Below are 25,436 nucleotides of genomic sequence, written 5' to 3'. Positions count from 1 at the left end.
TGAGCTAATAAGCGAGTAGTATCAATACAGAGATGTTGCTATAGCGCTTATCGTACCCTGCGCGTACTGCTTCTCCCTTTGGGAGAAGGGGAGACGCTAGCGCGAACGAAGAACTCGTAGAGTAGCCGTTACGCGTGTATGTATGCAATAGACTTTGACTCCTCTGTCTTAAAAACAGAGAGTACCCTATGTTGTAGCAACAGGCGTAAGGAGTTGAGGGTTTGGTCTTTATTAGACTCAAATGAGAAGCACTATAACTCATTTCTATTTACTCATCGAATTTACGACTGTTTAACAGTCATAAAATATTATGGCGCTCCCAAAGGATTTAGCCATAAAAGAATGTTGCTTTTTAACTGGTTTAAGTCGCGGTATGCTTCTTGCTTGAACCATTGCCCTAAAGCGTCAAAGGGGGTGAAAGATGTTCCTGTTTGCCATTTAATATCTTGACCTAAAGGTGTTGTATGATTTCCTGGTAACGTTTGTGCTGTTACCATCTCATCAAAACGTTCTTGTAAGATTTTGGTTAAAGCTGCCGATTGATCGATGGTATCATTACTAAATTTTATTAATAAATTGCGCCGGATATTGTAACGTTCTTGGATAAGTTTGTTAGTTTCCAACGGCGAGGGGGTAAATTCGATATTCAAAGTAGAATTGAACTGCTCTATTAAAGGGATAGCTTCTTTAGCAGCGTAGTTGTTGAAGGATATTAAAATATTGCCTGCACGTTCTACTTTAAAAAGGCTACCAATCAGCAAGTGGAGTTTACAGCCCATACTATGTCCAACGCCGTAGATGGGAAAGTAAAGCTTGCGTAATGCCCCAGAATCATGCAATCGTTCGAGGGTGCGGTCAAAGTTTAACAGCACGGATTTTGCGATCGCAGTATGATCCAATGTATTCACAAAAGGCGTAGCAATTACAACATAGCCTTTACTTGCCAGTTGTTCGAGTAACCAGCGATAAGTGATATGCGGTGCAGTGGCGACAAATGCACCTCCTAAAAAATGAACGATACCTATGGGATTTTGGGGAATGATTACCCAGTTCCCTCTAATTTCTTTCCAGTCCATGTGGATAAGCGATCGCTTTACGAATATTCTTTATGTTAGACCGGGGATCGCAACCGTGGGAAAGATTATGGAAAAAAGCCATTGAGAATATCTGACTAGTAGATTGGAAGCCAACCCACCCAGCAACCTCTATGAATTTATCAGCAGCATCTACGCTTTCTTTAACTCTTACTAAGTACCGAGTGAATTCACGAGTGCTTTCTAAATTCCCATTACAAAACTTAATTACGAATTATCTTAACGTTGAGTCTGCAATCTTTTCATCTCGTATTGCACATCTAATGCAATTTGTAATGCTTCATTGAGTAACCTTCCATGCTCAGTAGCCTGTTCATTTACTTGCATAGCTGTTAAAGTTGCTAAATTGTTGACAAATAGTTCTGTATTACTCAAGATAAAATTCTTATTCTCTCTTAAAATCCTTTCTGTCTTCAAAGCGCGAACTAAATCAGCTTTGGTGAGTTTAAGTGCTTCGATTACATCCTCTCTTTCCTTTATAATCACTTCTGGATTTCCAGCTTCTTCTATTTGGTCATTGATATCTATAACTCTAATAACGGTATTATATCTATTAACCTCATTTAACAGGATTTGCAGAGATTTTGTCATATTTGCTTTTACAATCTTACTTCTACTTTTCCAGATAAAATATAAGACGCTTTGCGTCAGACCACCAACCCAAAGCCCTAAGAAAATTAATAATATCCATGATGGAATTGTTATCCACGTAACAAACATTTTAATAATGATATCAAATAAAATATAGACAAAAACAAATGTAGAAAATCCAATAAAAACTACAGTTGCTCCTTCAGAGCTTTTAAGTTTTTCTATATATATGTTTGCTAATCTCTTGAGAGGATTTGTAATGATTAAAAGTTTCCCATTGACAGGTAAATTAGTCAGATTTTGCAGATCGTTTTGACTAATTCCCAAGCCCTGTAAATCATCCCGCACAGCTTTTCAACCTTTGCCAGAATAGTTATTTAATCTAATATAGCAATCAAATTTCTAGAATGCTGGCATTTTGTCTAAACTTTTTCAGATAAGTTAATACCTATAGGCAATATCAATATTTTTTGTACAATATGATACTCTTTTGCTAAAATAACTATTTACAGCAGAATTCTGAATTCTGCTGTATGTCACCCATGAATCTGAATAAATAGGGAATAACCACTGACAGCAAAAATAAAAAGGATGGCGGCAGGAAAAATTACTACATCCCTGACAATAAATAAAATCCAATCTTTTCTTAGTTCTTGTTTAAACTTGAGTTCTCGCAGTTTTCGCTCAAGTTCTATGTCTTCTTGTGACTGCAAGTTTAAAGGTGAAAAAATTAGCGGATCATCGCCTTTGCTGGCAATTATTTTTGATGAGTCTGTTATATCTATCATGCTGTTTAGATACCAATAATTTCAGTTTAAAGATTTTGGTTATCATCTGCAACCCAAATAGATTTGCCTTTTTGCTTGGCTTCTACAGGCACTTTTCGGAATGCGTAGACGTAGCCAGCACTTCTCTACGAGACGCTGCGCGTAGCTTGCTTCCCCGCAGGGGTACGACAAAGCTACTTCGGCTGCGCTCAGTACAAGTCAGTGACCACCGTAGACATCGCCTTTAACAGCATCTTTGCACTTATTGAGCAATGTCAGGTTGTCATTGACGTAGTTTTGTGTTGAGTTATTGGACTAAAGCATCTATTTAGTTAAAAAAGAGCCAGAGAGTGTTGTTAGTTCTCTGGCTCAAAGCTGGAGACAAAAGAATCATCAAATAAAGGCTAACTTGGGTAAGAACCTAAATTCTTCCCAGGTTATGCAGCCCTAAGATAGTACCCACTCCTAAGATATGACCAAAGGCAGTAGTTGCTAAAAGGGCTGGTAAACCAAAATTACCAAGGAAATTGACTGAGGGTATTTTTGGTTCTGCGTTGGGATACTTGATGGTAGATTTGCCAAAGGCAATGGCAACGATATTAGCAATAATCATAATCAGTCCAACTGTAGGACTCCATTGCAGAGGCGTGGTTGCAGCAGCGAGTAAGGTTGAGGTCAACACCTGATTTGCTCCTGAAATTTATTAATGGTTGAAAACATAATCTGAAACTTTCCGAAGCAAATTCAAGAAATTAGCCTATTTTGCATCAATATTTAACAGTTATTCTTACTACTTAATACAATATGAGTTCAACGCGGTGAGCTGATTGTGGTAGCTAGTTTGAATTTCAATGTCTGAAACAAGCAACCTGTTAGTATTGATTTATACTTACAGCATAACTCAGAGGTAAAATACGCTTTATACGTGGGTAACAGACTTAACTTGTGTACCTCACCAACTTGAAATCTGCTGTAGATAAAAGTGATTCCGATAAAATTATGTCAATGTATCTATAGAAATCTGTGCAGGAGTTATGAACAAAATGATCCCCGACTTTTTGAAGGATACAGCTGAAGTCAGAAATTTAAAGAGCGGATTCACCTTTCGGTAGATTTAGACAGAATCATCAAAACTGTATATTTGAATGGGGTAACACATAATTTGCCACAAAACCTCATGCTAAATCAGTAATTTCCAGATCAACAGATGAAATTTTGATTGAATTCCAGTTAATTTGTTCCTTAAGTTCCTCAAAAGCCATGACATCCCCTGAGCCTCAAACTGATTTTGGAGAAAAAGCTCCACAAACGTCATTTGAGCCACCTTCTGGAAAACGGCGGTGGCTTTGGTTGAGTTTAGCCGCACTCCTATTGTTAGGGGGCGGAGCAACTCTAATTTGGCGTTTACTCACTCCCCAAAATTCAGCACCTTCAAATGCTAATGCTCAACCTCAAGGGGTAAGAGTCAAAATATCAACAGTACAAAGCGGCATAATTGAGGAAAGTTCAGATTTTATTGCTAGTCTAAAATCCCTGCGCTCAGTCACGCTCCAGCCGAGGATTCAGGGTCAAGTTACCCAGATACTTGTCAGATCGGGAGATCCAATCGTCGAAGGAGCGGCAATTCTCCAAGTAGATCCTACGCCACAGGTAGCGATCGCTAGGAATAATAATCTACCTCAAGCATTTTTAGTGCAACTGGCAAATGCCCGCGTCACACTCAAATCTTTAGAAATAGAACGACCATCCTACGTTGCGAATGTGCAATTGTACCAACAGAACTATGATAAGTTTGTTAGCCTAGCTGAACAAGGAGCCGTGTCTCGACAGACTAGCAATCAGTTTGCTAATCGGCTCGCCAATGCTAAGACTAGTCTGGATGCAATAGATTCCAGGATTCAAGCACAACGAGCCACCATCTTGCAGGCTGAACAATCCTTGCAAAAATCTAATGTAAATACTCAAACACAACAGCCCCAGTCTGACAAAATTACCGCTCCCTTTAGTGGCACAGTTGGTAACATCCCTGTGAAAGTCGGTGATTTAGTTAATAATTCTACACCATTAGTTAATATCACCCAAAATCGACCTTTAGAAGTGAATATCTCTGTACCATTACAGCAAGGGTCTCAATTGCGTAAGGGTATGCCAGTAGAGGTGATGAACACACAAGGTCAAAAACTTGGTAGAAGTAGGATATTTTTTATTGCACCTAATGCCAGCAATGAAACACAAACGATACTGATTAAAGCACTTTTTGACAACACTAACGGTCAGCTACGTGCAGATCAATTGGTCAGGACTAGAGTATTCTGGAATCAGCGTCCCGGAGTTTTAATTCCCACAACAGCAATGACTCGTGTAGGCGGGGACACTTTTGTTTATGTAGTTGAAAAGACATCTCCCCAAGGTGTATCCCAACAAGTAGCTCGGCAAAGGCGAGTGAAGCTAGGCGAGATCAAAGGTAATAATTACCAAGTTATTGAAGGATTACAGCCAGAAGATAAAGTTATTATTTCAGGGTTGCTTAATCTTAGGGATGGTGTTGCGATCGTTCCAGAATTTTAATTAAGGGGAGTAGAGAGGAGGAGCAGGGGAGATGTCTCAATCTTGTCTCCTACCAATCTTCACTCAAGAGCGTTAACTATAGCGATCGCTCTTTCTTGGAGAACTTGTAAAGTAGTATCTAGGTGTCTATCTATACAATACACTTTGAACTCACTTCCATTCTTTTCTGTTAAAAAGAAAGCATTCATGACATTTTAATATATAACTGCGATCGCTAAATTTAACCTTGGAACAGTACTGTAAGAGCAGATAATCACTTTGGTGAACCAAAAAAAACTCGATTAATCTATGGCATCAATAGCAGGGAAAGTTGCAATTATTACAGGTGCATCACGGGGAATTGGACGAGCGATCGCACTCAAGTTAGCTGGTAACGGCGCATCTATTGTCGTCAACTATGCGGGTAATGCAGGCAAAGCACAAGAAGTTGTTGCAGAAATTGAAAAGTTAGGAGTAGAGGCGATCGCTATTCAAGCTGATATTAGCAAAATACCCGACATCGAACGGTTATTTAAGCAAACACTTGAGCGCTTTGGTAAAGTCGATATTTTGGTCAATAATGCCGGAATCGCCTTCTATAAACCAATTACTGAGGTGAGTGAAGAAGATTTCGACGCGATTTTTGCCATTAATGTCAAAGGCACTTATTTTACTTGTCAACAAGCTGCACAACATATATCAGAAGGCGGGCGGATTATCAACTTTTCCTCATCAACTACGGCAATGATGCTGCCAACTTATAGTGCCTATGTCGCAACTAAGGGTGCTGTTGAACAAATCACACGGGTACTAGCTAAAGAATTGGGTGCAAAAGCGATCGCAGTTAATGTTATTTCTCCTGGCCCCACCGATACAGAATTATTTCGAGAAGGCAAAACACAAGAACAGATAGACAGGTTGTCCCAAATGGCTGCGTTTGGCAAACTGGGAGATGTGCAAGAAATCGCCGATGTAGTAGCATTTCTCGCTAGCGACGAAGCCAGGTGGATCACTGGACAAAATATTCGTGTCAACGGTGGAATCGCGTGACGAAAAGCTCTCCTGATGAAAACGATATTCCCCGTTTCAAAACCTCAGCCAGTAATGTGCAACGCCGTAATAGAAATTTAAGCCATGAATTCCAATATCAATCTTTTCACACCAGTTCAACTTGGTTCTTACACCCCACCAAATCGGATCGTAATGGCACCGATGACACGTTTGCAGGCAATTGCAAGCATCCCCAACTCGCTGATGGCAACTTACTACACCCAACGCGCTAGTGCAGGGCTGATCGTTACCGAATGTACAATGGTTTCACCTCGGAGTTTAGGATACATTAACTGTCCAGGAATTTACTCAGAAGAATAAGTGGCAGGATGGCGGTTGATAACTAATGCAGTACATGAACAAGGGGGCAGAATTTTTTTGCAACTTTGGCATTCTGGGAGAGTTTCTCACTCGGCTTTACTTGGTGGAGAGTTGCAAGTTGCTCCTAGTGCGTAGATGCAAAGCGGCTTGTCGTCAGACATCGCTGGGATTGGCTCACTCCACACACCCATAGATAAAGTATCGTTGGAAACTCCCTGCGCTTTAGAAACCCCAGAAATTTCTGAGATTGTTGAGCAATTCCGCAAAAGTGCCGAAAATGCTTTGGCAGCTGGTTTTGATGGGATTGAACTTCACGGTGCATTTGGCTATTTAATCGACCAATTCCTCCAATATGGCTCGAACCAGCGCACAGATGAGTATAGCGGTTCAATAGAAAAGCGTAGCCGATTCCTCTTAGAAGTTGTGGAAGCAGTCGCTAGCGTTTGGGGTGCAAACCGTGTTGGTATCAAACTTTCGCCAAGTAACGCTTTTTATGGAATGTATGACTCCAACCCTCAAGAGACTTTTAGTTATGCAATCAATGCTCTTAACCCCTTTGAACTTGCCTATCTTCACCTGATGGAACCGAACGAAGTCGATTTAGCAACCTGCGAAGTCATGAACCCCGTTACACCCTACTTCCGCCAAGTATTCCAAGGTACTTTGATTACCAATGGTAGCTACGATCGCCCAACAGGAGATAGTATTCTTACTAGTGGCAATGCAGATTTAGTTTCTTTTGGCAAGTTATATCTTGCTAATCCTGACTTACCAAAACGCTTAGAACTTAACGCACATTTGAACACCCCAGATCCAAAAACATTTTATGCCTCTGACGCTACAGGATACACCGACTACCCATTTTTAGAACTTCAGACCACTTAAAGGAATCACAGTCATCTCTAAATCAAAAATATATTTGTCAGTTGCAAAACTTATCGGTTTTATATTTGTCCAAATAGGAGAACACGCCCGTGCTATCTGACGATGAAAACGGATTGCTAAATGGGGCTGAAAAAGTTTGTATTAATATCATGTCCGGCTAATTAGTTATAATTCCCTTTCTCTATGCAGAAAGTACGACGAACAGAAGTTACAAGACTCAGAAATAAAATTTGCTTTATATCTGGTTCTTGAGTTTAAAAATTGCAGCTCATTAACTTGCAAACTGCTGTCTTTTTAGCACATAAATGCGAAGTATCTCAAGAGATATTTCGCATTTATGCTTTATATACAACTTATACAGTCAGTTAACAGGTTATTAACATAACTTTCTGCATAGATGCTACCCAAATGCCTTATTCTTAAAAATCTCAAAATATTTACAGAATGTTTAATATTTAAGTATATTACTTACTTCAACTTCAATAATTTTTAATAAGATATTAGTTAATATAAATAATAATTAACTTTGGGCAATACTTTTTAGTATTATCGTTTTATATTTCAATAAATACACAAGTTACGTATTCTTTATGTAAATTTTAGATTTGCTAGCTATTACTAAGTTTCAAATATTTCGGAGATATTTTTGTGTCAGTTATTAAAATTGCACACGAGCAGACCCATGCATACCAAAGATTTTCAGAACAGTATTCCAACTTAGGAATTGAAGGGACATATTATCTTGCGTTCGCCAATATTCCCCAACGTATTCAAAACCCTGCTTACGGTTTACTAGCTCTAGATTTTGGGTGTGGAGCAGGGCGATCGACTCGGTTTCTCAAGTCCTTGGGATGGGATGCGATCGGTGTTGATATCAATGCCGAAATGTTAGCCCAAGCTCATCAAATCGATCCAACTGGAACATACTATTTGATTGATGCATTGCCGTTGCCTTTTGCAGATGCTAACTTTAATCTGATTTTTCAAAGTTTTGTCTTGCTCGAATATTCCTCCATTCCTCAGATGATAGAAACACTCAGAGAGTGCGATCGCCTACTAAAAAATGATGGCATGGCGATCGTCGTGACTTGTTCAGAGGAATATTACTCCCATGATTGGCTGTCGTTTCAAAATGATTTTCCAGAGAATCATAGCCTTCAGTCAGGGGAAAGAGTTCGAGTCTCGATTCGGGGAACAGAGATAGTCTTATATGACTACTACTGGACGGATCGAGACTACCGAATTGCGTTTGAGCAGGCGGGGTTTGAGGTCATTCAAGCGCAACGACCTCTCGCTCAAGGGAACGAACCCTTTACCTGGGTGAGTGAACTCGAGCATCCATGTTGGGTGATTTATTCGCTTAAGAAACGTACTAACTAAAAAAAAAGGAGAACTTTACCCATGACCGGAGTATTACCTATCAAGGCTGAACTAGGAAATCGGCCTTCTGTAATGTCTACCTTTGAAGGGAATAATGTGGTGCAGACTGTGCTTGACGATATTCACCAAACCCTTGGTAATACAGGGGGTGAAGTTTACTTCAGTGGTGTTGATGAGCGTCGTTTTATGGAATTCGATCCAGACAACATTGTTTCTCGTTGGCGTCAACTAATAGCTCAAGGGATTGAAACACGAGTACTTACCCGGTTTGGTGATGCTTTCACCCTTAAAGACTCCAAATCCCAACATCGTTGGATTCCAGAGCATTTCTTTAATCCCACTACTATTTGTGTCTACGGCGATAAGGTCGCCACAATTCTTTGGGGTTCTCCGGCTCAGGTATTAGTAGTGCAAGATTTTGCCTTTGCTGACGCACAGCGCAAACAGTTTCTTTGTATGTGGGAACAAGCAGAGATTCCAACTACAGAAAGCAACACACTGGAAGCAAAGGATCTGCTAGCTGAACGAATAATCAAACGATTTGGCGGTCGGGTCAGCTACATTAGTGGCAAAGATCGGCAGCTGTTTCGAGATTTTCGCCTATTAGACAAAACGCAGACTTACGGTAACAGCTTTTATTATGTCTGCCAAGCAGCTAATGGACTCGGGCCAGATCGCCTCGGACTGAAGTACTTTGATGGTCGGATGCTAGCTGGTATCGGTATTGGTAATCGCTTCTCACTCGGAGGTAACTGGCACTTCCATGTTGTTAACCCGATGGGAGAATTCGATCCAGAGAGCTTACTGCGTTTATGTCGGCATTTATTAGAGCTAAGTGGCGTTCCTGTGTTCGTGAAAAAGTTAACGACAGAAGAACGCGATCGCCTTTTAGGCATTGGCTTTTCACCAATCGAGGATTATCCCTGGCACGCCCAAGCTATGGAAGAAGATGATACCTTTGCTGAACAAATCCTTGATGTCAATGCTGTTTTGGAAAAGGTAAAGGTGCATCAACGCAGTGGTCTTAAGACCAACTATCGCTACTTCTGCTCTAAGTTTGGAGAGCAAACCACATCTGAGTTTCTCGGCGAAGAGAATGCTGCTGAAGCACATGATATCGTCAATAAGTTCTTTGACTATTTGGATATCAAGCAGTTGCACATCTCCCAGACCTCAGACTATGACAACATTATTCATTACCCCCCACTGGGCAACAACGGCAAAATGTACTTCTCACGGTTGATTCGGATTGGTGGTAAGGCTGCGGCTTTCTTTGCTATGGAGCCTGTAAGTGATGATACAGTGGGGCTTTATGCTAGTATCACCCTGCATCAAGAATTTCCTAACCTTTCAGAGTACTTGATTGTGGAATGCTGTCGGCTCCTGCAAAAAGCAGGATATCGCTATTTAAATTTAGGTGGTTCGGAAACAAGTGGATTGTTTAGCTTCAAAGAAAAGTTCTCACCTGTAGAATATAAGAAGCTTCAATGGGTGGTGTATAAGGTTTAGGTCATTCCTATTGTGCGTGGCAAGAAAAAATAGTTATGATTTTTGGGAATTTGATTGCATGAAAATTTTGGACTTTAGATTAAAAATAAATTTCATTTAATTAACAATGAAATAAAGTTATTTCAATCAAGGATTTCAGATTTTCTTTATTGAAAGTGAAAAAGAGTTATTATCTTAACAAACTAGATTAAAGAGTACTAATGTTGCCTTTCTTGGCAATATATACTGATTTACTCGGTATTTCAATGCAAAACTTTGCCCCTTGTCCTGACTCAGAAATACACTCTATCTTGCCACCGTGTTTATCCACTACAATTTGGTAGCTAATAGATAATCCCAAACCCGTGCCTTGACCCACGGGTTTTGTGGTGAAGAAAGGATCGAATAGCTTCTGTTTAACACTTGCGCTGATTCCAGGGCCATTATCTTGAATAGAGATAGCTATCCAATCAGGATTTAATACTTTAGTACAAATGATAATCTTACTAGGGTAGTTTTTGATTTCTGCTACTGTTCTTTCATCGTTGTACTTGTCTAACGCATCAATAGCATTACTAAGAATATTCATAAATACTTGGTTCAATTGTCCGGCATAACATTCTACGGTTGGTAATTCTCCATACTCTTTGTAAATCTCAATCACGGGATGTTCTGATTTTGTCTTCAAACGATTATGCAAAATTAACAGTGTGCTATCTATTCCCTCATGAATGTTGACAGGTTTCATCTCTGCTTCGTCCAGTCGAGAGAAGTTGCGTAAGGTAAGCACAATTTCGCAGATACGCTCAGTACCGACTTTCATTGAAGAAAGGATTTTGGGCATATCTTCTAACAGATAATCAAGTTCAACTTCTGCGATCAAATTTTGAATTTCTGGTACTGGATTTGGATAGACATCTTGATAAAGCTCGATTAAACTAATTAGATCCTGGGTATAGTTATCAATATGAGTGAGGTTCCCGTGGATAAAATTAACAGGGTTATTGATTTCGTGTGCCACACCAGCAACAAGTTGACCGAGGCTAGACATTTTCTCGTTTTGAATTAGCTGTCCTTGGGTGTGCTGTAAATCTTGTAAAGTTTTTTCCAGTTCAACCGCTTGCTGGCGCAAAGTTGCTTCTACTTGCTTGCGATCGCTAATATCCCGTAAGAAAACAATATATTCTTGGCGCTGGTGATTGATTTTGTGTGAAATCGTTGTTTCAATGATTTGCTTATCTTCTGGGGATTTTTGTAAGATTTGCTCACTTCTGCTTTGCCAAAAAGCAGGGGTATCACCTAATTGCGGAAAAAAATCATCAAGATGACGCTCCAGCAAGTGATTGACATTTATTCCTAATAATGCTTCAGCAGCCGAGTTAGCTTGAGTGATTACGCCATTTTCATCTAGCACTAAAACTGTATCTAGGACAGTATCTAAGGCAGTAATGAAGCGACTTTCAGCCACTTCGCGCGCTTCAGCAATCGATGCAATTTGTGGTAAAGTAGTCCAACAAGCGATCGCCACTGCCATAAATGAGATTACCATCAGCAGAATGAAAAAAAGATTTTTATCTGCACCACTAGGGAGTTTTTCAAACTGCTCCTTAACTACCCAGATAATAGTGGCAGTACTGCAAATTAATGCTACTAAAATTCCTACCTGAAACCCGACAAAATCTTTAATCTGAGTACTGTATGATTGTCGACGTTGTACCCACCATCTAAGATCGAAAGGTGCAAAAGGAATTCGCCGGATAGCCGCATCAGCTACTAAAACTATCATAGGTAACAGTAGCCCAGCAGCTAAGTTTTGCCACCTCCAGGCTAAACCACCAACTACTAAAGCTACTATCTCCACAAAACAAAAGCCCAAGGATAACCAAGGCCATCGTATTCCAGGCTCTCCACGGTTTAACCATAGCCCAAAGTGGAATGTGATAATACATAACAAATAGCTAATAGTGATAGTTATCACTAAATTATTAAGATCGCTCGAAAGTAAATAAAACAAACTAAATATAAAGGCAAATATTAGGCTAGGTTGCAATACCCCTTGACGGGAAACAACTGTAAAGACTGGAGACATATACCCGTCTAAAGCTAGTTGGTACAAAATACGAGGAGTATTCGCTACCCCGATAGCAGCACCAAGAAGGCAACTAGAGCAAATCAATAACGTTACAATTAATGAAGCTGCCTGGCCCCAAAAAGGTGAAGCTGCTACAAAAGTCTTAAATAAATCGCCTTCTAACTCTGGGTTACTAGCTAAACGTATCAACACCCAAGAGCCACACAGAGAAATGATAGCGATTAAATAACCAGCTACTGATAATAAACGTAAAGTTTGATGGGGTTTTTGACTATCCGCTACAAACGCCGCACCTGTTTCAACACTATAAACAGCATAAACGGCGAAGAAAAACCACTTCGGCCATTCAACAGCCGAAAAACTAGGCAAACTGCCAGCAAACAAACCAGGACTTTGTGGCGAAAACGCTAACCAGCCTATGCCTTGAACAGAAAACAGAAGCACTAATCCTACTGCTGGAATAATAAAACATAAATGCAGAATCGCCAAAGCGCGTGTACCACTAAACGCGATACTGAATAGAAGTAGTGTGAAGCCAATTTTCATCACCATCTCTGGACAATGAATGCCCCAAGGTTCAAGCTGAACTTTAATCAATTCTGTAAGAATGACACCGTTGATCGGAAATGAAACCCAACCAACAAAATATCCTAGTGCTGCGTAGCGTCCTAAAAGCGGAAAATTTTTCAGCAGTCTGCTGGTGTAATTAGGTGTTCCTCCTGACACATCCGGCCATTGCCTGCCCAACGCTTGCACTTGAAAGCACAGCATTACACCTATAATCGTTGCTGGTATCCACACAAACAAGGCTTGTATTCCTAGCCCAGAAGTTATGAATGGTGCAGAGGTAAACCATGAAAGTAAGCCAGACAAACCAAAGCCAAAAGTTTCAATAGCAGTTAAGGAACGCGGAAGCTTCATGACTGATTTGTAATTTTTTTCCACACCCAAAACTGACTGGGTAGGCATAATTAATTAAAAATGACACTACAAGTGTTTAAATAACATATTTTTATTTGTTGGAATAAGGGTGAAAATGCTGAAAGCTTCAAGATTAGCTCATATTATGACTATTTTGATCGGTAATTATCCACAACCTTCTAAAAGAAGCATTGCCTGTTTGATTACTTTTACTGGGATAGCTGTATCTATTGCTTTGAATATCTCGGTTTTTTGTATTTTGTAGGACTGTAGGAGAACTCTTGGAGATACACCACATTTTACAGATAACTCTGGAGCTTCTGACTTCTTTTGCTTAGAAGTTCCAATAGTCAAGAGTCCAACAGACTGTATATTTGGTTTTGAGACCTAAGTTCTATGCCTCACTGAGTTACAAACTATTGTATTTTCATTCTTGGAAAGAATACTTAGATTTACATGACTTTGAGGCTTATACTGTTTCTTTATGAAGCTGCAATATATTTTACCCCCTTTTTTTAAGAGGAGCCAGCAGGGGGATTTTATAAAGTGCATCTTCATACAGAATTACTATTAACTTAATTGTCTGGCTTTGTATACATGGTAAATAATATGAATTCACCAAAAGATCGTAACCATTTTCAAGACCAAAAACCTATTTATTTAGAGTTAAACTTTCAGATTATTTGTGCAGTTGTATTGATTGCTGTTATCGGCGTTTCTAGCGTGACTCCGGCTTTTCCTAAGTTAGCTAAAGACTTAAATATTAACCCGAAAAATTTGGGTTTATTGATTACAGCATTTACATTACCATCTCTGATTTTAGGGCCAGTTATTGGTATTCTTGCCGATAGATGGGGCAGAAAGAGAATTATTGTTCCTTCACTATTTATATTTGGCATAGCTGGTACAGCTTGCGCCTTTGCCCGTGATTTTAATTTATTACTGTGGTTACGTTTGCTGCAAGGAATTGGTGCTGCTTCTTTGCTTTCTCTAAGTATCACTTTAATCGGTGATTTATACACCGGAGACAGACGGACTACTGCAATGGGTTACAATGCCAGTATTAGCAGCATCGGCACATCAAGTTATCCAATAATCGGTGGCGCATTAGCAACAATGGGCTGGTATTATCCTTTCATGTTGCCCATATTAGCAATACCTCTTGGGTTGTTGGTATTGTTTGCACTTAAGAATCCCGAACCAAAAGGCGATCGCAACCTCAAAGAGTATTTGAGCAATGCCGTAAAAGTTCTGAAAAATCGTCAGCTATTTGGACTTTTTATTGCCAGTGCTGCTAACTTTGTTTTCCTTTATGGTGCTTATGTCACATATTTACCACAGCTAATTAACGATACCTTCAAAGCGCCGCCCACCATTATTGGATTGCTACTTTCTAGTGTTTCCCTAGCAATTACCATCACAGCCTCCCAGTTAGGTAGATTAGCGAGAAGATTTCCCGCCACAAGTTTAATTAGTGCATCTTATGTTTTTTATGCTTTAGGGATGTTAATAGTTCCCTTTGTGTCAAATATCTGGTTACTATTAATTCCGAGTACAATTTTTGGGATTGGACTTGGTATTAATTTTCCTAGCATCCAAACACTTTTAGCAAATTTAGCACCAAGAGAATATTTGGCGACGATTATATCGGTAAATGGGACATTCTATGGATTAGGACAAACATTAGGGCCCTTATTGATGGGTTATGCCTTCGGTTTTGGCGGAATTAGTAGTGTGTTTTATGCTGCAACTGGTTTTGCAGTTTTGATATTTTTTGTGTTTAGGTATTGCACTTGTAGGTGATTCGTAATTCGTTTAGGAAGTGAGAGTCTTCTCAATTCGACGGTCAGGAATCAGCCAGATGATCGCGACTAAAGCGTATAATGCACAGGCAAACCATGAGTTCACAAAGGCAAGTGGAATTGCCAGAGCATAGAATACCAGCGATATCTTTTCCTTAAAGTTTCCAGTGACTGCGATCGCTAGAGTCGAATCCTTGCCGTGGGAAAAAATCAGGGTGCGGGTAAGGATAAAGTAAGCGCTCGCAGCCAACAACAACACCGTACCATAAAAGGCAACTGGTATGGCGGCAAAGTGATTCTCGCCCATCCAGCCAGTGACGAAGGGAATTAGCGATAACCAAAACAGCAGATGCAGATTAGCCCAAAGGATACGGCCATTAACGTGTCGGACTGCTTGTAGTAGGTGATGATGATTGTTCCAGTAGATGCCGATATAAATAAAACTCAACACATAGCTGAGAAATACCGGGATTAGTGGACGTAGCGCAGCTAAATCGAATCCATGCGGCACTTTGATTTCTAGCACCATAATGGTGATGATGATGGCAATAACCCCATCGCTGAATGCTTCTAATCTCCCTTTTCCCATGTACGCATTCCTTTTCTATTTACTTGAAAGTAAGTTATGACATTCTGTATTTTATCGTACCAAGTAGTCGCCATTAATGAAGATTTTCGGCGGGCTACGCCAACGCAAAATATTTAATTCTCACTCGCTAATTTCCGCCGTAATTCCCGAATAGCGGCGCTAGTATTACGCTCGTAGGCAATTTTTAGAGACTCTGTGACTACCTCTGACACATTAATGTTGGGGAAATAACGGCTACTGGTTTCAACAGTGTAGCGATCGTCTTGCAATCTGTAAATCACAAGCTGGTTCTTCCTGAACAACCAAACTTCTGGTATTCGATAAGGTAGGTAGTCATTCACATCAGTGTAGCTGGTGATATCTATCTCCACTACTAAATCAGGTGATGGATCAACGCCCCAATTGATGCGATTTTTACCTGCAATTGCCTCCCAGTTTTCAATATAAAAACAGTAGTCTGGTTCTATACCACTTTCCTGTGGTAATTCCATTGTGATTGGGGTAAATGCCTCGTATTCTCGTCCCAGATGATCGAGCAAAACTTTTACTACATCTGCAATTACACTTACTTTACGCCCATGTTCTGGTAGCGGTGCCATCAAAATAATTTCTCCATCTCGATACTTAATACGAGGAGAGGAGCGATCGCCTAGTTGTTCATTCAATGCTTGATAATCTTGCCAACTTCCGAGTAGGCGTACTACCGCACCTGGGGGCAAATGGATTGTATCAGGTGTGACAACAGCGAACATAGAACTGATACCTCCACCTCAACTGTAATACTTTAAATATCAATTGCTGCGGCTGAAAAATACAGCAGCTATAACAATTAAACCTAAAAGTGCTAAAGGAACCCAAAGATTAGGGACATCCGACAAACTCATAAAGGACTTCCAAATAAGTAGGGTATATGAGGCAGATTGCAATAGACAGTTGCTACTTTATAAGTAAACTATTAAGTAAGCCTTTTTTTAACTTCCTCAGCTAAATTTTCTAGTAGTACTTCTACTTGCTCGCCTGTTTTCAAATCTTTGAGTGATGACTTTTGTGCTGCTGCTTCTTCAGAACCAATAATTACGCAAAATTGAATTCCTTGTTTGTCTGCTAATTGAAATTGTTTACCCAAAGGACGCTTATCAAAGTTAGTTATGACATTAATTCCCGCCTGACGCAGATGTTGAGAAACTTTTAAATAAGTGGGCATTAAATCTTCTTGCATATTCACTACCATCACTTGGGCTGGTGTAGCAGCTAAGGTATTAAGAATTCCAGCTTTTAACAAGCGACTAATTAAACGAGTTAAGCCAATAGAAATACCTACACCAGGCATTTTTTCACCCAAAAATACCCCGACTAATTCTTCATATCTACCGCCAGAACAAATACTACCTAAAGCTTCATGTCCTAATAGAGTTGTTTCGTAAACTGTGCCAGTATAATAATCAAGACCACGGGCAATGGATAAATCAATACAGAAACGGTTTTCGGCAACTCCGAGATTACGCACCCCAGCAATTACCGTTTCTAATTCGGTAACTCCTAAGCTCAATTGCTCGGTTTCTGGCAGATTTTCGGCGAGGTGCTTGAGCTTATCTAAGACTTCATCAACCGAACCGTCAATTTTAATAAATTCAATAATTTTTTGCGCCTGTTCGGCTGAAATTCCTTCTTTCTCTAAATCTTGTTTTACTTTAGTTTCACCAATCTTTTCTAGAGTATCAACAATCCCAATACACGATTTAATTTGATTTTCGGCAATTCCCAATGATTTAAAGAAACCAGTAAGAACTTTTCGGTTATTGATGCGAATCAGAAAATCACCAATATTAATTGCTTCAAATATCTCAGTGATAATTGCAGGCATCTGAGCATCATAGAGCAAGCTGAGTTCACGACGAGCAACTACATCAATATCGCACTGACGAAACTGACGAAAACGCCCATCTTTCGCGCGTTCTCCCCGAAAAACTACATCGGTTTGATAACGAGCAAAGGGAAAGGTTAATTCATTCAGGTGACGGGCAATATACGCCGCTAAAGGAACTGTTTGATCAAACTTTAAAGCTCTTGCTTCCGAACCAGTTTCGCCTGATTTATCTCTCTCGGCTTGGCGATTTGGTGGCAATATGGGTTCAATTCCATAAATGATATTGTCGCCTTGATTACCTTTAGCTTGCAGCACTTCTAAACGTTCTACAGCAGGTGTTTCGATGGGCGTAAATCCATAGCTTTCAAAAACTCTACGGATGATATCTAGCAAGTGTAATTCTAGACGCTTTTCACTAGGAAGAAATTCTGGGAAACCGCTAGGGGTAAAAAAGTTTATTTTGTCACCTTTGGCCATGCATGTACCTTACTAAGTTGAGATTTGAGATGAGAGTTATATCATGTCTGCTTAATTACTCAAACGTTTGTAAAGACGTAGCACTGCTAAGTCTTTACAAACGTTTTACTACTATGTCTATTTTATCCGTTCTTCTTGCACCAATGTACGTTGGTAGAGTTGATCATTCTTAAACCAATGCCAGGTGCGGAAACGATAGTTATTGCAAGGGCTGAGAAAAATCACTTCATACAAGTAAGCACCCGGAGCGTTCTTAAAAGCAAATCGAAACATAATAGTTGCATCGTCTACTTCCCAGGCATTACCCTCAAGACGTTCGGTGTCAAACCACACTTTTTTATCTCGATATAAACCAGGAAAATGGTGTTCCTCTTGTTTACCATTAGGCCATTTGTAGCGATTTATTTGGTGGTAGGAATAGGGAGGATTTTCGATAAATTGGCAGCTTAAATGAGAAGTATATTTATCTAAGATTTTTCCTTCTGTATCAACCAGTGTGTAAGAACCCGACCACTCTCCTTCATGACGGGCCATCATGGGCATTTCTGTTTTAATTATAGACATATTAAACTCCTGTTTGTACATACTTTATTAGAGCAGCTAATTTGTCATTAGTATTTATTTTTCCGGTTATCAATTCTCCATTATCCCTTCACTATTCTTTGTTATCAAACCACCAAGGGTCATTAGTATCGTTAGTTTTGATCAAAATAGCTTTTTTTCGCATGAATCGTTTTAGCGCTGCCGCACCCATGCGTGACCCTCCCAAACCGGAGAATTTGAAGGCATTTTTCTCTCCCTCATGCATGATGGCGGTGAGTCCAGCATCGTTGATACTGATAGCACCTGCATCTATCTGTTGGGCAATTTCTAAAGCTTCGGATTCTGAGGCAAACACAGCAGCACTCAATCCATAAATTGAGTCATTCGCTAGAGAGACTGCTTCTTCAACTGTGGAAAAAGGCATTACTGGCATAATTGGGCCAAAAGTCTCTTCGGTCATCACTTTCATGGAATGATTAACCTGGGTAAGTACTGTCGGACGACACCACCAACCGCCACCTAAGTCTTCAATGACACCGCCGCAATGAATTACTGCTCCTTTTTCCACTGCATTTAGGAGATGATCGCTAATAATAGCTGCTTGTTTTTCAGCAATGATGGGGCCAATTTCTCCACTTTCGACTGTAGGGTAGGCTAGCTCAAGGCGATGTGCTTTGGCTACTAGTTGATGATAAAACTTTTCAAATATAGAGTCTGCAACATAAATTCGCTCAATTGAGAGGCATGACTGTCCGGTGTTGACGACGGAACCCCACAATATTGCTGAGGTTGCTAATTCTAAGTTGGCTGATTCTAAAACGATCGCAGGATCTTTTCCTCCTAATTCCAAAAAAGCTGGAATAAACTGTTTTGCAGCAGCTTGTGCAACTTTTCTCCCTGTGGCTACACTGCCTGTAAAGCATACTAAATCTACATTTTCAATCAAAACAGATCCAGTTTCGCCTGCTCCTTCGACAAAAGTTAAAACATCGCGCAATTCAGAAACGGCGTTGAGTGCTGTTTTGAGTGGTGCTACGAAGCGGGGAGCAATTTCACTGGGTTTAACAATCACAGCACAACCCGCCAACAATGCCGGAATGGTATCGATGGTGGATAGTAACAGCGGGAAATTCCACGGGCTAATTACTCCAACTAGGGGATAAGGAACGGATGTTTGTTGCAAGGCAATAAAGGGAATGGCTGTATTTTTTGCAGATTCTTGCAGCAATTCTGGTGCTAACCGACACCAGCGATTGATGCTGGAGAGGAAAGAATCTATTTCTAATACCGAGGTTGACAATCTTCCTGTATCGTTTACCAAAGCTTCCGTGAGGCGATCGCGTCCAGATAATATCGCATCCTTCCACTGCTGTAAAGCTTCAATTCTCCTTTCTAAACCCAACTGCTGCCAGCGAACTTGTGCCCGGCGCGTCCGCTTACATTGCTGTACCACCAACCTTGGAGGCGGCGGGATAATTACGTAGTCAAATTTGCCAGTTCGGGGATTGCGGACTTCTATTGGTTTTGTCATTAGGAGGCAGGGGGCAGGGGGCAGGGGGCAGGAGGCAGGGGGCAGGAGGCAGGAATTATTTTTTGTATTCCAATGCCCAATGCCCTATGTACCATTCCCAAATTCAAATTATCCCCAATTGGGTTAAGCGCTCAATGGTGGTTTGCTGTGTTTGCGGTCTACTTCTCTTTCCAGCATAGTATTAGCGGGGTAAAAGTGTGACTGGTGGTAACTTTTGGCATATAGTTCAAACCGCTGGTGGGCAAGTAAATTATTTAACCACGGTCGGCGGCGATCGCTTGTTTGGTTGACTGCATTACAGGTAACTTGCAATGCTAAAGTACAGTACGATTCTAAATTAGTGGACATGGAAAATTGAGAGTCATAACAAATGACCAATGACCAATGACAAATGACTAATTTAGAGAATGCGATCGCACAAGTCTATCTGTCAATTCTGAGCCAAACATCTGTGCGGCAAATTTATTACCTGGATTGCGTTCAGCACTGATACGACAAAGCGCCAAATCACGAGCAGTTAAACCCTCGCGTGCATCTTCTGGCACAGGTTTAGATGCATCTACCCAAGTTAACCAGCGATCGACTGTGAGAAACAGTTCATCAACCAAAGTGCGATCGAGCTATTGCAGCAACATCTTTTTTCACAGCAGAATTGCAACAATTTATATCAGTCGATGATTCTTCATTTAGATGCTTTTGCCCTTAGCACAAGCTTCAGTGATAATACTGAAATTTTATGTAAAATTATTTTTACTATACTTAATTATAAAAATAAAAATAATTTTATTGATAATTATAGACAAATTAGAAGAAAAACAAATATTAATAAGTTAGTTGTTTGATTATAAATATACAGAATATGGCTTTTGATTTAGATAAAGCTTTTCAACTAGATATAGCTCAAATGAATTTGAAAAAAGTACATACATTAGTATTTAAGTTATATGGTGAGCCGAAAATGCCTTTTGCCATTTGGTTACTAGAGAACCCTAATAGCATAGTGGCATTACCTGGAAAAATTAGTCTGCTCCATCATGATTATATTCACATACTTTTAGATAGAGGGATTTCTTCGCAAGATGAAGCCTTTGTAATAGGATTTACAATGGGTAATGACTTAAAGACTAATCAACTACATTTATTCATCTATCAATTTTTTGCTAAATTTATATATCCAGTTCCTTATAATTTTTCAAAGTTAGATTTCATGAGTTTTAATTTAGGATTTGTTTATGGCAGAAAGATTAAAATTAAACAAATAAATGAAATTAACTTTGAACTTTACCAAAATGAAAATATAGGATTGTTGAGAGATTTTTTCGGTATTAATACTGATGAGTCTAAACTTCTACAAGAGTACTAATAGCGATAACACCGAATTAAAATATATCTAAAACAATAGTATTAAAATGCACCTACCTTCTAAACTGAGATTTGCTTCCTCTCAACTAATAACTATAACAGTACTGCTTACTCTGCTCTTATTCATTCCTCAAGTCTGGCTCAATTTGCAAGCATATTATGACTTCAATAGTATTTCTAAAAATGAATTTAAACTCCAAAGATTAAGTGATGAAATTACTTATTTTGATGAAGTACTAACTATGTCAGCCCGCATGAATGCTGCTACAGGAAACACTATTTGGGAGCAACGATATCGCCAATTTGAACCTAAGCTTGATATTGCTATTAAAGAATCGATTCAACTAGCTCCTAAAGCATATAAAAATGAGGATGCTAAGAGAATTGATGCTGCTAATCAGCGCCTGGTTGCAATGGAATATCAATCTTTTGATTTAGTTGATAAAAATCAAAAAGAAACAGCACAACAATTACTTTTCAGCCACAAATATGAAACTCAGAAGCAAATTTATGCTGATGGGGTGATGAAAAGAAAGTATAATATCTCGCTTGAATTACAGCAGAATGTTGATGAATATTATCAAAGAATTTTATGGGCAATTTCGGAGTCTATTATAAGTTTAGCAATGTTGATTCCGGCATGGCTTTTAGTATTGCACTTATTACAGCAATACTTAAAAGCTAAAAAAATTGCTCAAGCCGCTTTAGAAGAAACGAATTATCGATTGGAAATGCAAGTTACGGAGAGAACGGCAAAATTAAAACATAAAAATATTCAGCTACAAAATACACTCCAAGAATTGCAACACACTCAAGTACAACTTATTCAAACTGAAAAAATGTCTTCATTAGGTCAGCTAGTTGCTGGCGTTGCTCATGAAATCAATAATCCAGTTAATTTTATTTATGGTAATCTAATGTATATTAGAGAATATAGTCAGCAATTACTAACTTTAATTAAACTGTATAAGCAACAATATTATAGTGACAACTCAGAAATAAATCATCTAATTAATGAGATAGATTTAGAGTTTATTGTTGATGATATGCCGAAAATATTATTATCAATGGCAGTTGGTACTGAACGTATTCGTGAAATTGTCCTAACTTTGCGTAACTTTTCACGCCTTGATGAAGCAGAAATGAAATTTGTTGATATTCATGAAGGAATTAATAGTACCCTATTAATTTTACAGTATCGTTTCAAAGAAAATCATAAACAGCAAGAAATTGCAATTCTCAAAGATTATGATAATTTACCTCTTGTTGAATGTTATGCAGGAGGATTAAATCAGGTATTTATGAATATTCTCAGTAACGCTATTGATGCTTTACATCAACGAGAAGTAGAGTATTTAAAAGGAGATATTGAAAGACAGCTGAATTCTATTATTATCCATACTCAAGTGAAAAATGACGAATGCGTAATTATTAGTATTAAAGATAATGGTTTAGGAATAACTGAAGAAGATAAAACTAGATTATTTGACCCTTTCTTTACTACTAAACCTATCGGTAAAGGTACTGGCTTAGGATTATCTATTAGTTACGAGATTATAGTGGAAAAACATAAAGGAAAAATTAAGTGTATTTCTGCACCTGGTAAGGGTACAGAGTTTGTGATTGAGATTCCTATCAAGCAGATACGTTAAATAGTTACCCATTGACAGAGAGCCATCGTTGCTATTTCAATTATTACTAATAGAAAATCCTCGGCGCGTAGGTTTAATATTAGCTAACTCCACCTGAAAACTTACTTTGTCGCTCATTTCCCCGCTTTTGGCTTCCAAAGTCCACTTACCAGGACGTAAATTCCAAAATAAAGAATTAGCTGAGTTTGTATCTAACTTTTCGCCATTTAACCACCACTCCACTGGTGCAGATTTCTTTCCCACTAGCTTAAATTCGAGTTTTTGCTTTGCTTCTTCACCAGGATAAAGTAAAAATAAATCGCCATGATGCGGAGATAAAATTCTCAAATTGGTAGAAGTAAAATTTGACTGCTGTTGTTTTGCCAACCATTCATCATACTCTGGTGGCAAATTGAATTGATTGTCACGTTCGTAATTACTTTTATCTTCAGGATAAAAATATTCCTGCACCACTGAGGTACAATCTGGGGTGGGTCGTAATCCAGAAATTGCACAAACAGGTAATTGCACTAAACCTTCTGGAGATGGAAAAGCTGCTGGTTCTTGATGTTCGTGCAGATGTAACATAATTCGATTCCATAAGGGTGCTGCACCTGTCACACCTGAAACTTGTCGCATTGGTTCGCCAGTGAAATTGCCTACCCAAGTAGCGACGGTGTAATCTGTGGTGAAGCCAACAGTCCAAGTATCACGAAAATTGGAAGAAGTGCCAGTTTTAACAGCAACAGGAAAGGGTAAATTTAACACCGAGTCTACACCAAATGCTGTTGCACGAGCATGACTGTCACTGAGTATGTTGGTGATTAATTGCCAAATTGTCGGCTTTTGGATTTGAGATTTGGGACTTCGACTTCGCTCAGTCGAACGATTTTGGATTGGGGAATTGGAAAATGTGCTTACTAAAGGGGTAGCTTCTCCTTGTCGTGCTATGGTCAGGTAAGCATGGGCTAATTCCCAGAGACTGACTTCGCCACTGCCTAGAGTCAAACCCAAACCATAATATTCTGGAGTTTGATTGAGGTGTTCAAATCCCAGTTGATGCAGTTGTTCTAAGAAAGTTTCCACACCTACTTTTTCTAACACGCGCACTGCGGGTACATTTAAAGAATTTGCTAAAGCGATTCGCACCCGCACAGGGCCAAGAAACCTTTCGGTGTAATCTGTGGGGCTGTAAAGTTTCGCGCCGGGAATTGCATAATGGGCAGGAACATCTGCCAAAATGGTATTTGGGCGAATGACACTTTTTTCTAAAGCTAGTTCATAGACAAAAGGTTTGAGGGTAGAACCTGGTTGACGTAGTGCTTGCACTCCATCATTGCGTCCCAGTTTGGCTTCATTAAAGTAATCAGGTGAACCGACATAAGCTAAAACTTCACCAGTGTGGTTATCAATCACCAACGCAGCTGCATCATGGACATTGTTAGCGGCTAGGGAAGAAATTACCTGCTGTACCTGTGCTTCGACAAACTGCTGCAAAGGGCGATTTATAGTCGTGAGAATAGGGGAATTTTGTTCTGTTTGCGTCTTATCAAACTGATTGGCTAACCAAAATAAAAAGTGTGGTGCAGCGATAATTCCCTGCTGGCGAGACTGAAACACAACCTTTTCGGTGTGTGTTCGGGCTGCGTTCGTCGCAGACGTTGGCGCAGCCATCGCTCCATTAATATACTTTTCCTGTACCATCCGATTAAGGACATATTTTTGTCGCTGCTTCAGCCGTTCCCAATGCTCATAAGGATTAAAATATGTGGGATTATTGGGAATAGCAGCCAACAAACTAGCTTGGGCAAGATTCAATTCACTAGCTGGAATGGAAAAATAAGTCCGCGCCGCTGCTTCCACACCATATATATTCCCTCCCATTGGCAGCCGATTGATATATGCAGAGAGAATTTCATCTTTGTTCATTCCTGCTGCTAACCGCCAAGATAGCCAAATTTCACTCAGTTTACCAGAGAAACTGTGGGGCACTGGATCTAACATCCGCGCTAACTGCATGGTAATTGTGGAAGCACCAGAAACAATTCGTTTCGCATGGATGGCTTCTTTGCTAGCGCGGATAACAGCTTTCACATCCAACGCCCCATGATGGTAAAAGCTGCCATCTTCGGCGGCTAAAATCGCCTGGATAAACTGGGGCGAAACCTGATTGAGTGGTACTACTGATGTATGCTCTTGGTCACGCGTGAGCAATGTTCCTAATGGTAAACCATTGCGATCGCTAAATTGCATTGCCAACTGATTTTGGGCAATATCTGCGGCACGAATGGGCGCAAAATAAGGGAGTAAGCGTACCACCAGACAGATTAGCAGCACAGCCAGGATAATCTTACTAGTGTGCTTAAGTTTGAGTAGCGATCGTAAAATTAGTTTCATCAGGGAATTCCCTGTCCAAGAAAACCTACCTTAATCTTGACGCAGCGATTACATCTATATCAGTAAATATTTCAAATCCTTAATAATTAGTTTTTACTAAC

The 25,436-nt window shown here is 39.6% G+C and carries 20 protein-coding genes and 2 pseudogenes; 8 read left to right on the top strand and 14 right to left on the bottom strand.

Annotated features, from left to right (window positions below; genetic code table 11):
• Nucleotides 1-308 precede the first annotated feature (308 nt).
• The 4 genes from V7K60_RS17365 to psaK all read right to left on the bottom strand — a co-directional run bounded on the left by V7K60_RS17365 (nt 309) and on the right by psaK (nt 3,134).
• Nucleotides 309-1,076 (bottom strand): DUF1350 family protein, encoded by a 768-nt coding sequence (locus V7K60_RS17365; RefSeq protein WP_334927093.1) that lies wholly within the window; start codon nt 1,074-1,076, stop codon nt 309-311.
• Nucleotides 1,077-1,313: 237 nt separating this feature from the next.
• Nucleotides 1,314-2,033 (bottom strand): hypothetical protein, encoded by a 720-nt coding sequence (locus V7K60_RS17360; RefSeq protein ID WP_334927092.1) that lies wholly within the window; start codon nt 2,031-2,033, stop codon nt 1,314-1,316.
• Nucleotides 2,034-2,221: 188 nt separating this feature from the next.
• Nucleotides 2,222-2,473: a hypothetical protein gene (locus tag V7K60_RS17355; RefSeq protein WP_334927091.1), complete on the bottom strand. Its 252-nt coding sequence runs from the start codon at nt 2,471-2,473 to the stop codon at nt 2,222-2,224.
• A gap of 400 nt (nt 2,474-2,873) precedes the next feature.
• Nucleotides 2,874-3,134, bottom strand: a complete 261-nt coding sequence (gene psaK / locus V7K60_RS17350) for a photosystem I reaction center subunit PsaK (protein ID WP_334927090.1) — start codon at nt 3,132-3,134, stop codon at nt 2,874-2,876.
• Between the two features lie 578 nt (nt 3,135-3,712).
• On the opposite strand from psaK, the gene V7K60_RS17345 reads away from it, so the two are divergent.
• Entirely contained in the window at nt 3,713-5,020 is a 1,308-nt protein-coding gene (locus V7K60_RS17345; protein ID WP_334927089.1) for an efflux RND transporter periplasmic adaptor subunit, read from the top strand.
• A 59-nt stretch (nt 5,021-5,079) separates the two neighbouring features.
• On the opposite strand, the gene V7K60_RS17340 is transcribed toward V7K60_RS17345, so the two are convergent.
• Nucleotides 5,080-5,208, bottom strand: coding sequence for a hypothetical protein (locus tag V7K60_RS17340; RefSeq protein ID WP_334927088.1), 129 nt, complete (start codon nt 5,206-5,208; stop codon nt 5,080-5,082).
• A gap of 100 nt (nt 5,209-5,308) precedes the next feature.
• Here V7K60_RS17340 and V7K60_RS17335 point away from each other — a divergent pair, with 100 nt between their 5' ends.
• The 4 genes and pseudogenes from V7K60_RS17335 to V7K60_RS17320 all read left to right on the top strand — a co-directional run bounded on the left by V7K60_RS17335 (nt 5,309) and on the right by V7K60_RS17320 (nt 10,144).
• On the top strand, nt 5,309-6,049 hold the full coding sequence (locus V7K60_RS17335; RefSeq protein ID WP_334927087.1) for an SDR family oxidoreductase: 741 nt from the start codon (nt 5,309-5,311) through the stop codon (nt 6,047-6,049).
• A gap of 84 nt (nt 6,050-6,133) precedes the next feature.
• A pseudogene (locus tag V7K60_RS17330) lies at nt 6,134-7,255 on the top strand (alkene reductase).
• A 648-nt stretch (nt 7,256-7,903) separates the two neighbouring features.
• Nucleotides 7,904-8,635: a class I SAM-dependent methyltransferase gene (locus tag V7K60_RS17325; protein WP_334927086.1), complete on the top strand. Its 732-nt coding sequence runs from the start codon at nt 7,904-7,906 to the stop codon at nt 8,633-8,635.
• A 21-nt stretch (nt 8,636-8,656) separates the two neighbouring features.
• A complete protein-coding gene (locus V7K60_RS17320; protein WP_334927085.1) occupies nt 8,657-10,144 on the top strand; it encodes a hypothetical protein in 1,488 nt (495 codons plus the stop codon).
• A 187-nt stretch (nt 10,145-10,331) separates the two neighbouring features.
• Here V7K60_RS17320 and V7K60_RS17315 read toward each other — a convergent pair whose 3' ends face one another.
• Nucleotides 10,332-13,184: an ATP-binding protein gene (locus tag V7K60_RS17315; protein ID WP_334927084.1), complete on the bottom strand. Its 2,853-nt coding sequence runs from the start codon at nt 13,182-13,184 to the stop codon at nt 10,332-10,334.
• A gap of 561 nt (nt 13,185-13,745) precedes the next feature.
• Between V7K60_RS17315 and V7K60_RS17310 the strand changes: the two genes are divergently transcribed.
• The gene (locus V7K60_RS17310) at nt 13,746-14,939 is read left to right on the top strand and encodes an MFS transporter (RefSeq protein WP_334927083.1); all 1,194 of its coding nucleotides are present in this window, start codon (nt 13,746-13,748) and stop codon (nt 14,937-14,939) included.
• Between the two features lie 12 nt (nt 14,940-14,951).
• Here the strand turns inward: V7K60_RS17310 and V7K60_RS17305 are convergent, their stop codons facing one another.
• The 7 genes and pseudogenes from V7K60_RS17305 to V7K60_RS17275 all read right to left on the bottom strand — a co-directional run bounded on the left by V7K60_RS17305 (nt 14,952) and on the right by V7K60_RS17275 (nt 20,553).
• Entirely contained in the window at nt 14,952-15,527 is a 576-nt protein-coding gene (locus V7K60_RS17305; protein WP_334927082.1) for a TMEM175 family protein, read from the bottom strand.
• A 113-nt stretch (nt 15,528-15,640) separates the two neighbouring features.
• Nucleotides 15,641-16,279 (bottom strand): Uma2 family endonuclease, encoded by a 639-nt coding sequence (locus V7K60_RS17300; RefSeq protein WP_334927081.1) that lies wholly within the window; start codon nt 16,277-16,279, stop codon nt 15,641-15,643.
• Between the two features lie 203 nt (nt 16,280-16,482).
• Nucleotides 16,483-17,871 carry a histidine--tRNA ligase gene (gene hisS, locus V7K60_RS17295; protein ID WP_334927080.1) on the bottom strand — a complete coding sequence of 463 codons (1,389 nt, stop codon included), beginning with the start codon at nt 17,869-17,871 and terminating at the stop codon, nt 16,483-16,485.
• Between the two features lie 117 nt (nt 17,872-17,988).
• Entirely contained in the window at nt 17,989-18,435 is a 447-nt protein-coding gene (locus tag V7K60_RS17290; protein WP_334927079.1) for a DUF3598 family protein, read from the bottom strand.
• 91 nt (nt 18,436-18,526) lie between these two features.
• Nucleotides 18,527-19,945, bottom strand: coding sequence for an aldehyde dehydrogenase family protein (locus V7K60_RS17285; protein WP_334927078.1), 1,419 nt, complete (start codon nt 19,943-19,945; stop codon nt 18,527-18,529).
• A 103-nt stretch (nt 19,946-20,048) separates the two neighbouring features.
• A pseudogene (locus V7K60_RS17280) lies at nt 20,049-20,221 on the bottom strand (nitrilase-related carbon-nitrogen hydrolase); the annotation flags it as partial.
• A gap of 119 nt (nt 20,222-20,340) precedes the next feature.
• Nucleotides 20,341-20,553 (bottom strand): hypothetical protein, encoded by a 213-nt coding sequence (locus V7K60_RS17275; RefSeq protein WP_334927077.1) that lies wholly within the window; start codon nt 20,551-20,553, stop codon nt 20,341-20,343.
• 251 nt (nt 20,554-20,804) lie between these two features.
• On the opposite strand from V7K60_RS17275, the gene V7K60_RS17270 reads away from it, so the two are divergent.
• Both V7K60_RS17270 and V7K60_RS17265 read left to right on the top strand, forming a co-directional pair.
• Nucleotides 20,805-21,308, top strand: coding sequence for a hypothetical protein (locus tag V7K60_RS17270; protein ID WP_334927076.1), 504 nt, complete (start codon nt 20,805-20,807; stop codon nt 21,306-21,308).
• A gap of 46 nt (nt 21,309-21,354) precedes the next feature.
• The gene (locus V7K60_RS17265; RefSeq protein WP_334927075.1) at nt 21,355-22,959 is read left to right on the top strand and encodes a sensor histidine kinase; all 1,605 of its coding nucleotides are present in this window, start codon (nt 21,355-21,357) and stop codon (nt 22,957-22,959) included.
• 36 nt (nt 22,960-22,995) lie between these two features.
• On the opposite strand, the gene pbpC is transcribed toward V7K60_RS17265, so the two are convergent.
• Nucleotides 22,996-25,335 carry a penicillin-binding protein 1C gene (pbpC, locus tag V7K60_RS17260; protein ID WP_334927074.1) on the bottom strand — a complete coding sequence of 780 codons (2,340 nt, stop codon included), beginning with the start codon at nt 25,333-25,335 and terminating at the stop codon, nt 22,996-22,998.
• Nucleotides 25,336-25,436: the final 101 nt, after the last annotated feature.

This window comes from Nostoc sp., from assembly GCF_036917555.1.
Lineage (GTDB): Bacteria > Cyanobacteriota > Cyanobacteriia > Cyanobacteriales > Nostocaceae > Nostoc.
This window is presented reverse-complemented; position numbering and strand designations above follow the sequence as displayed.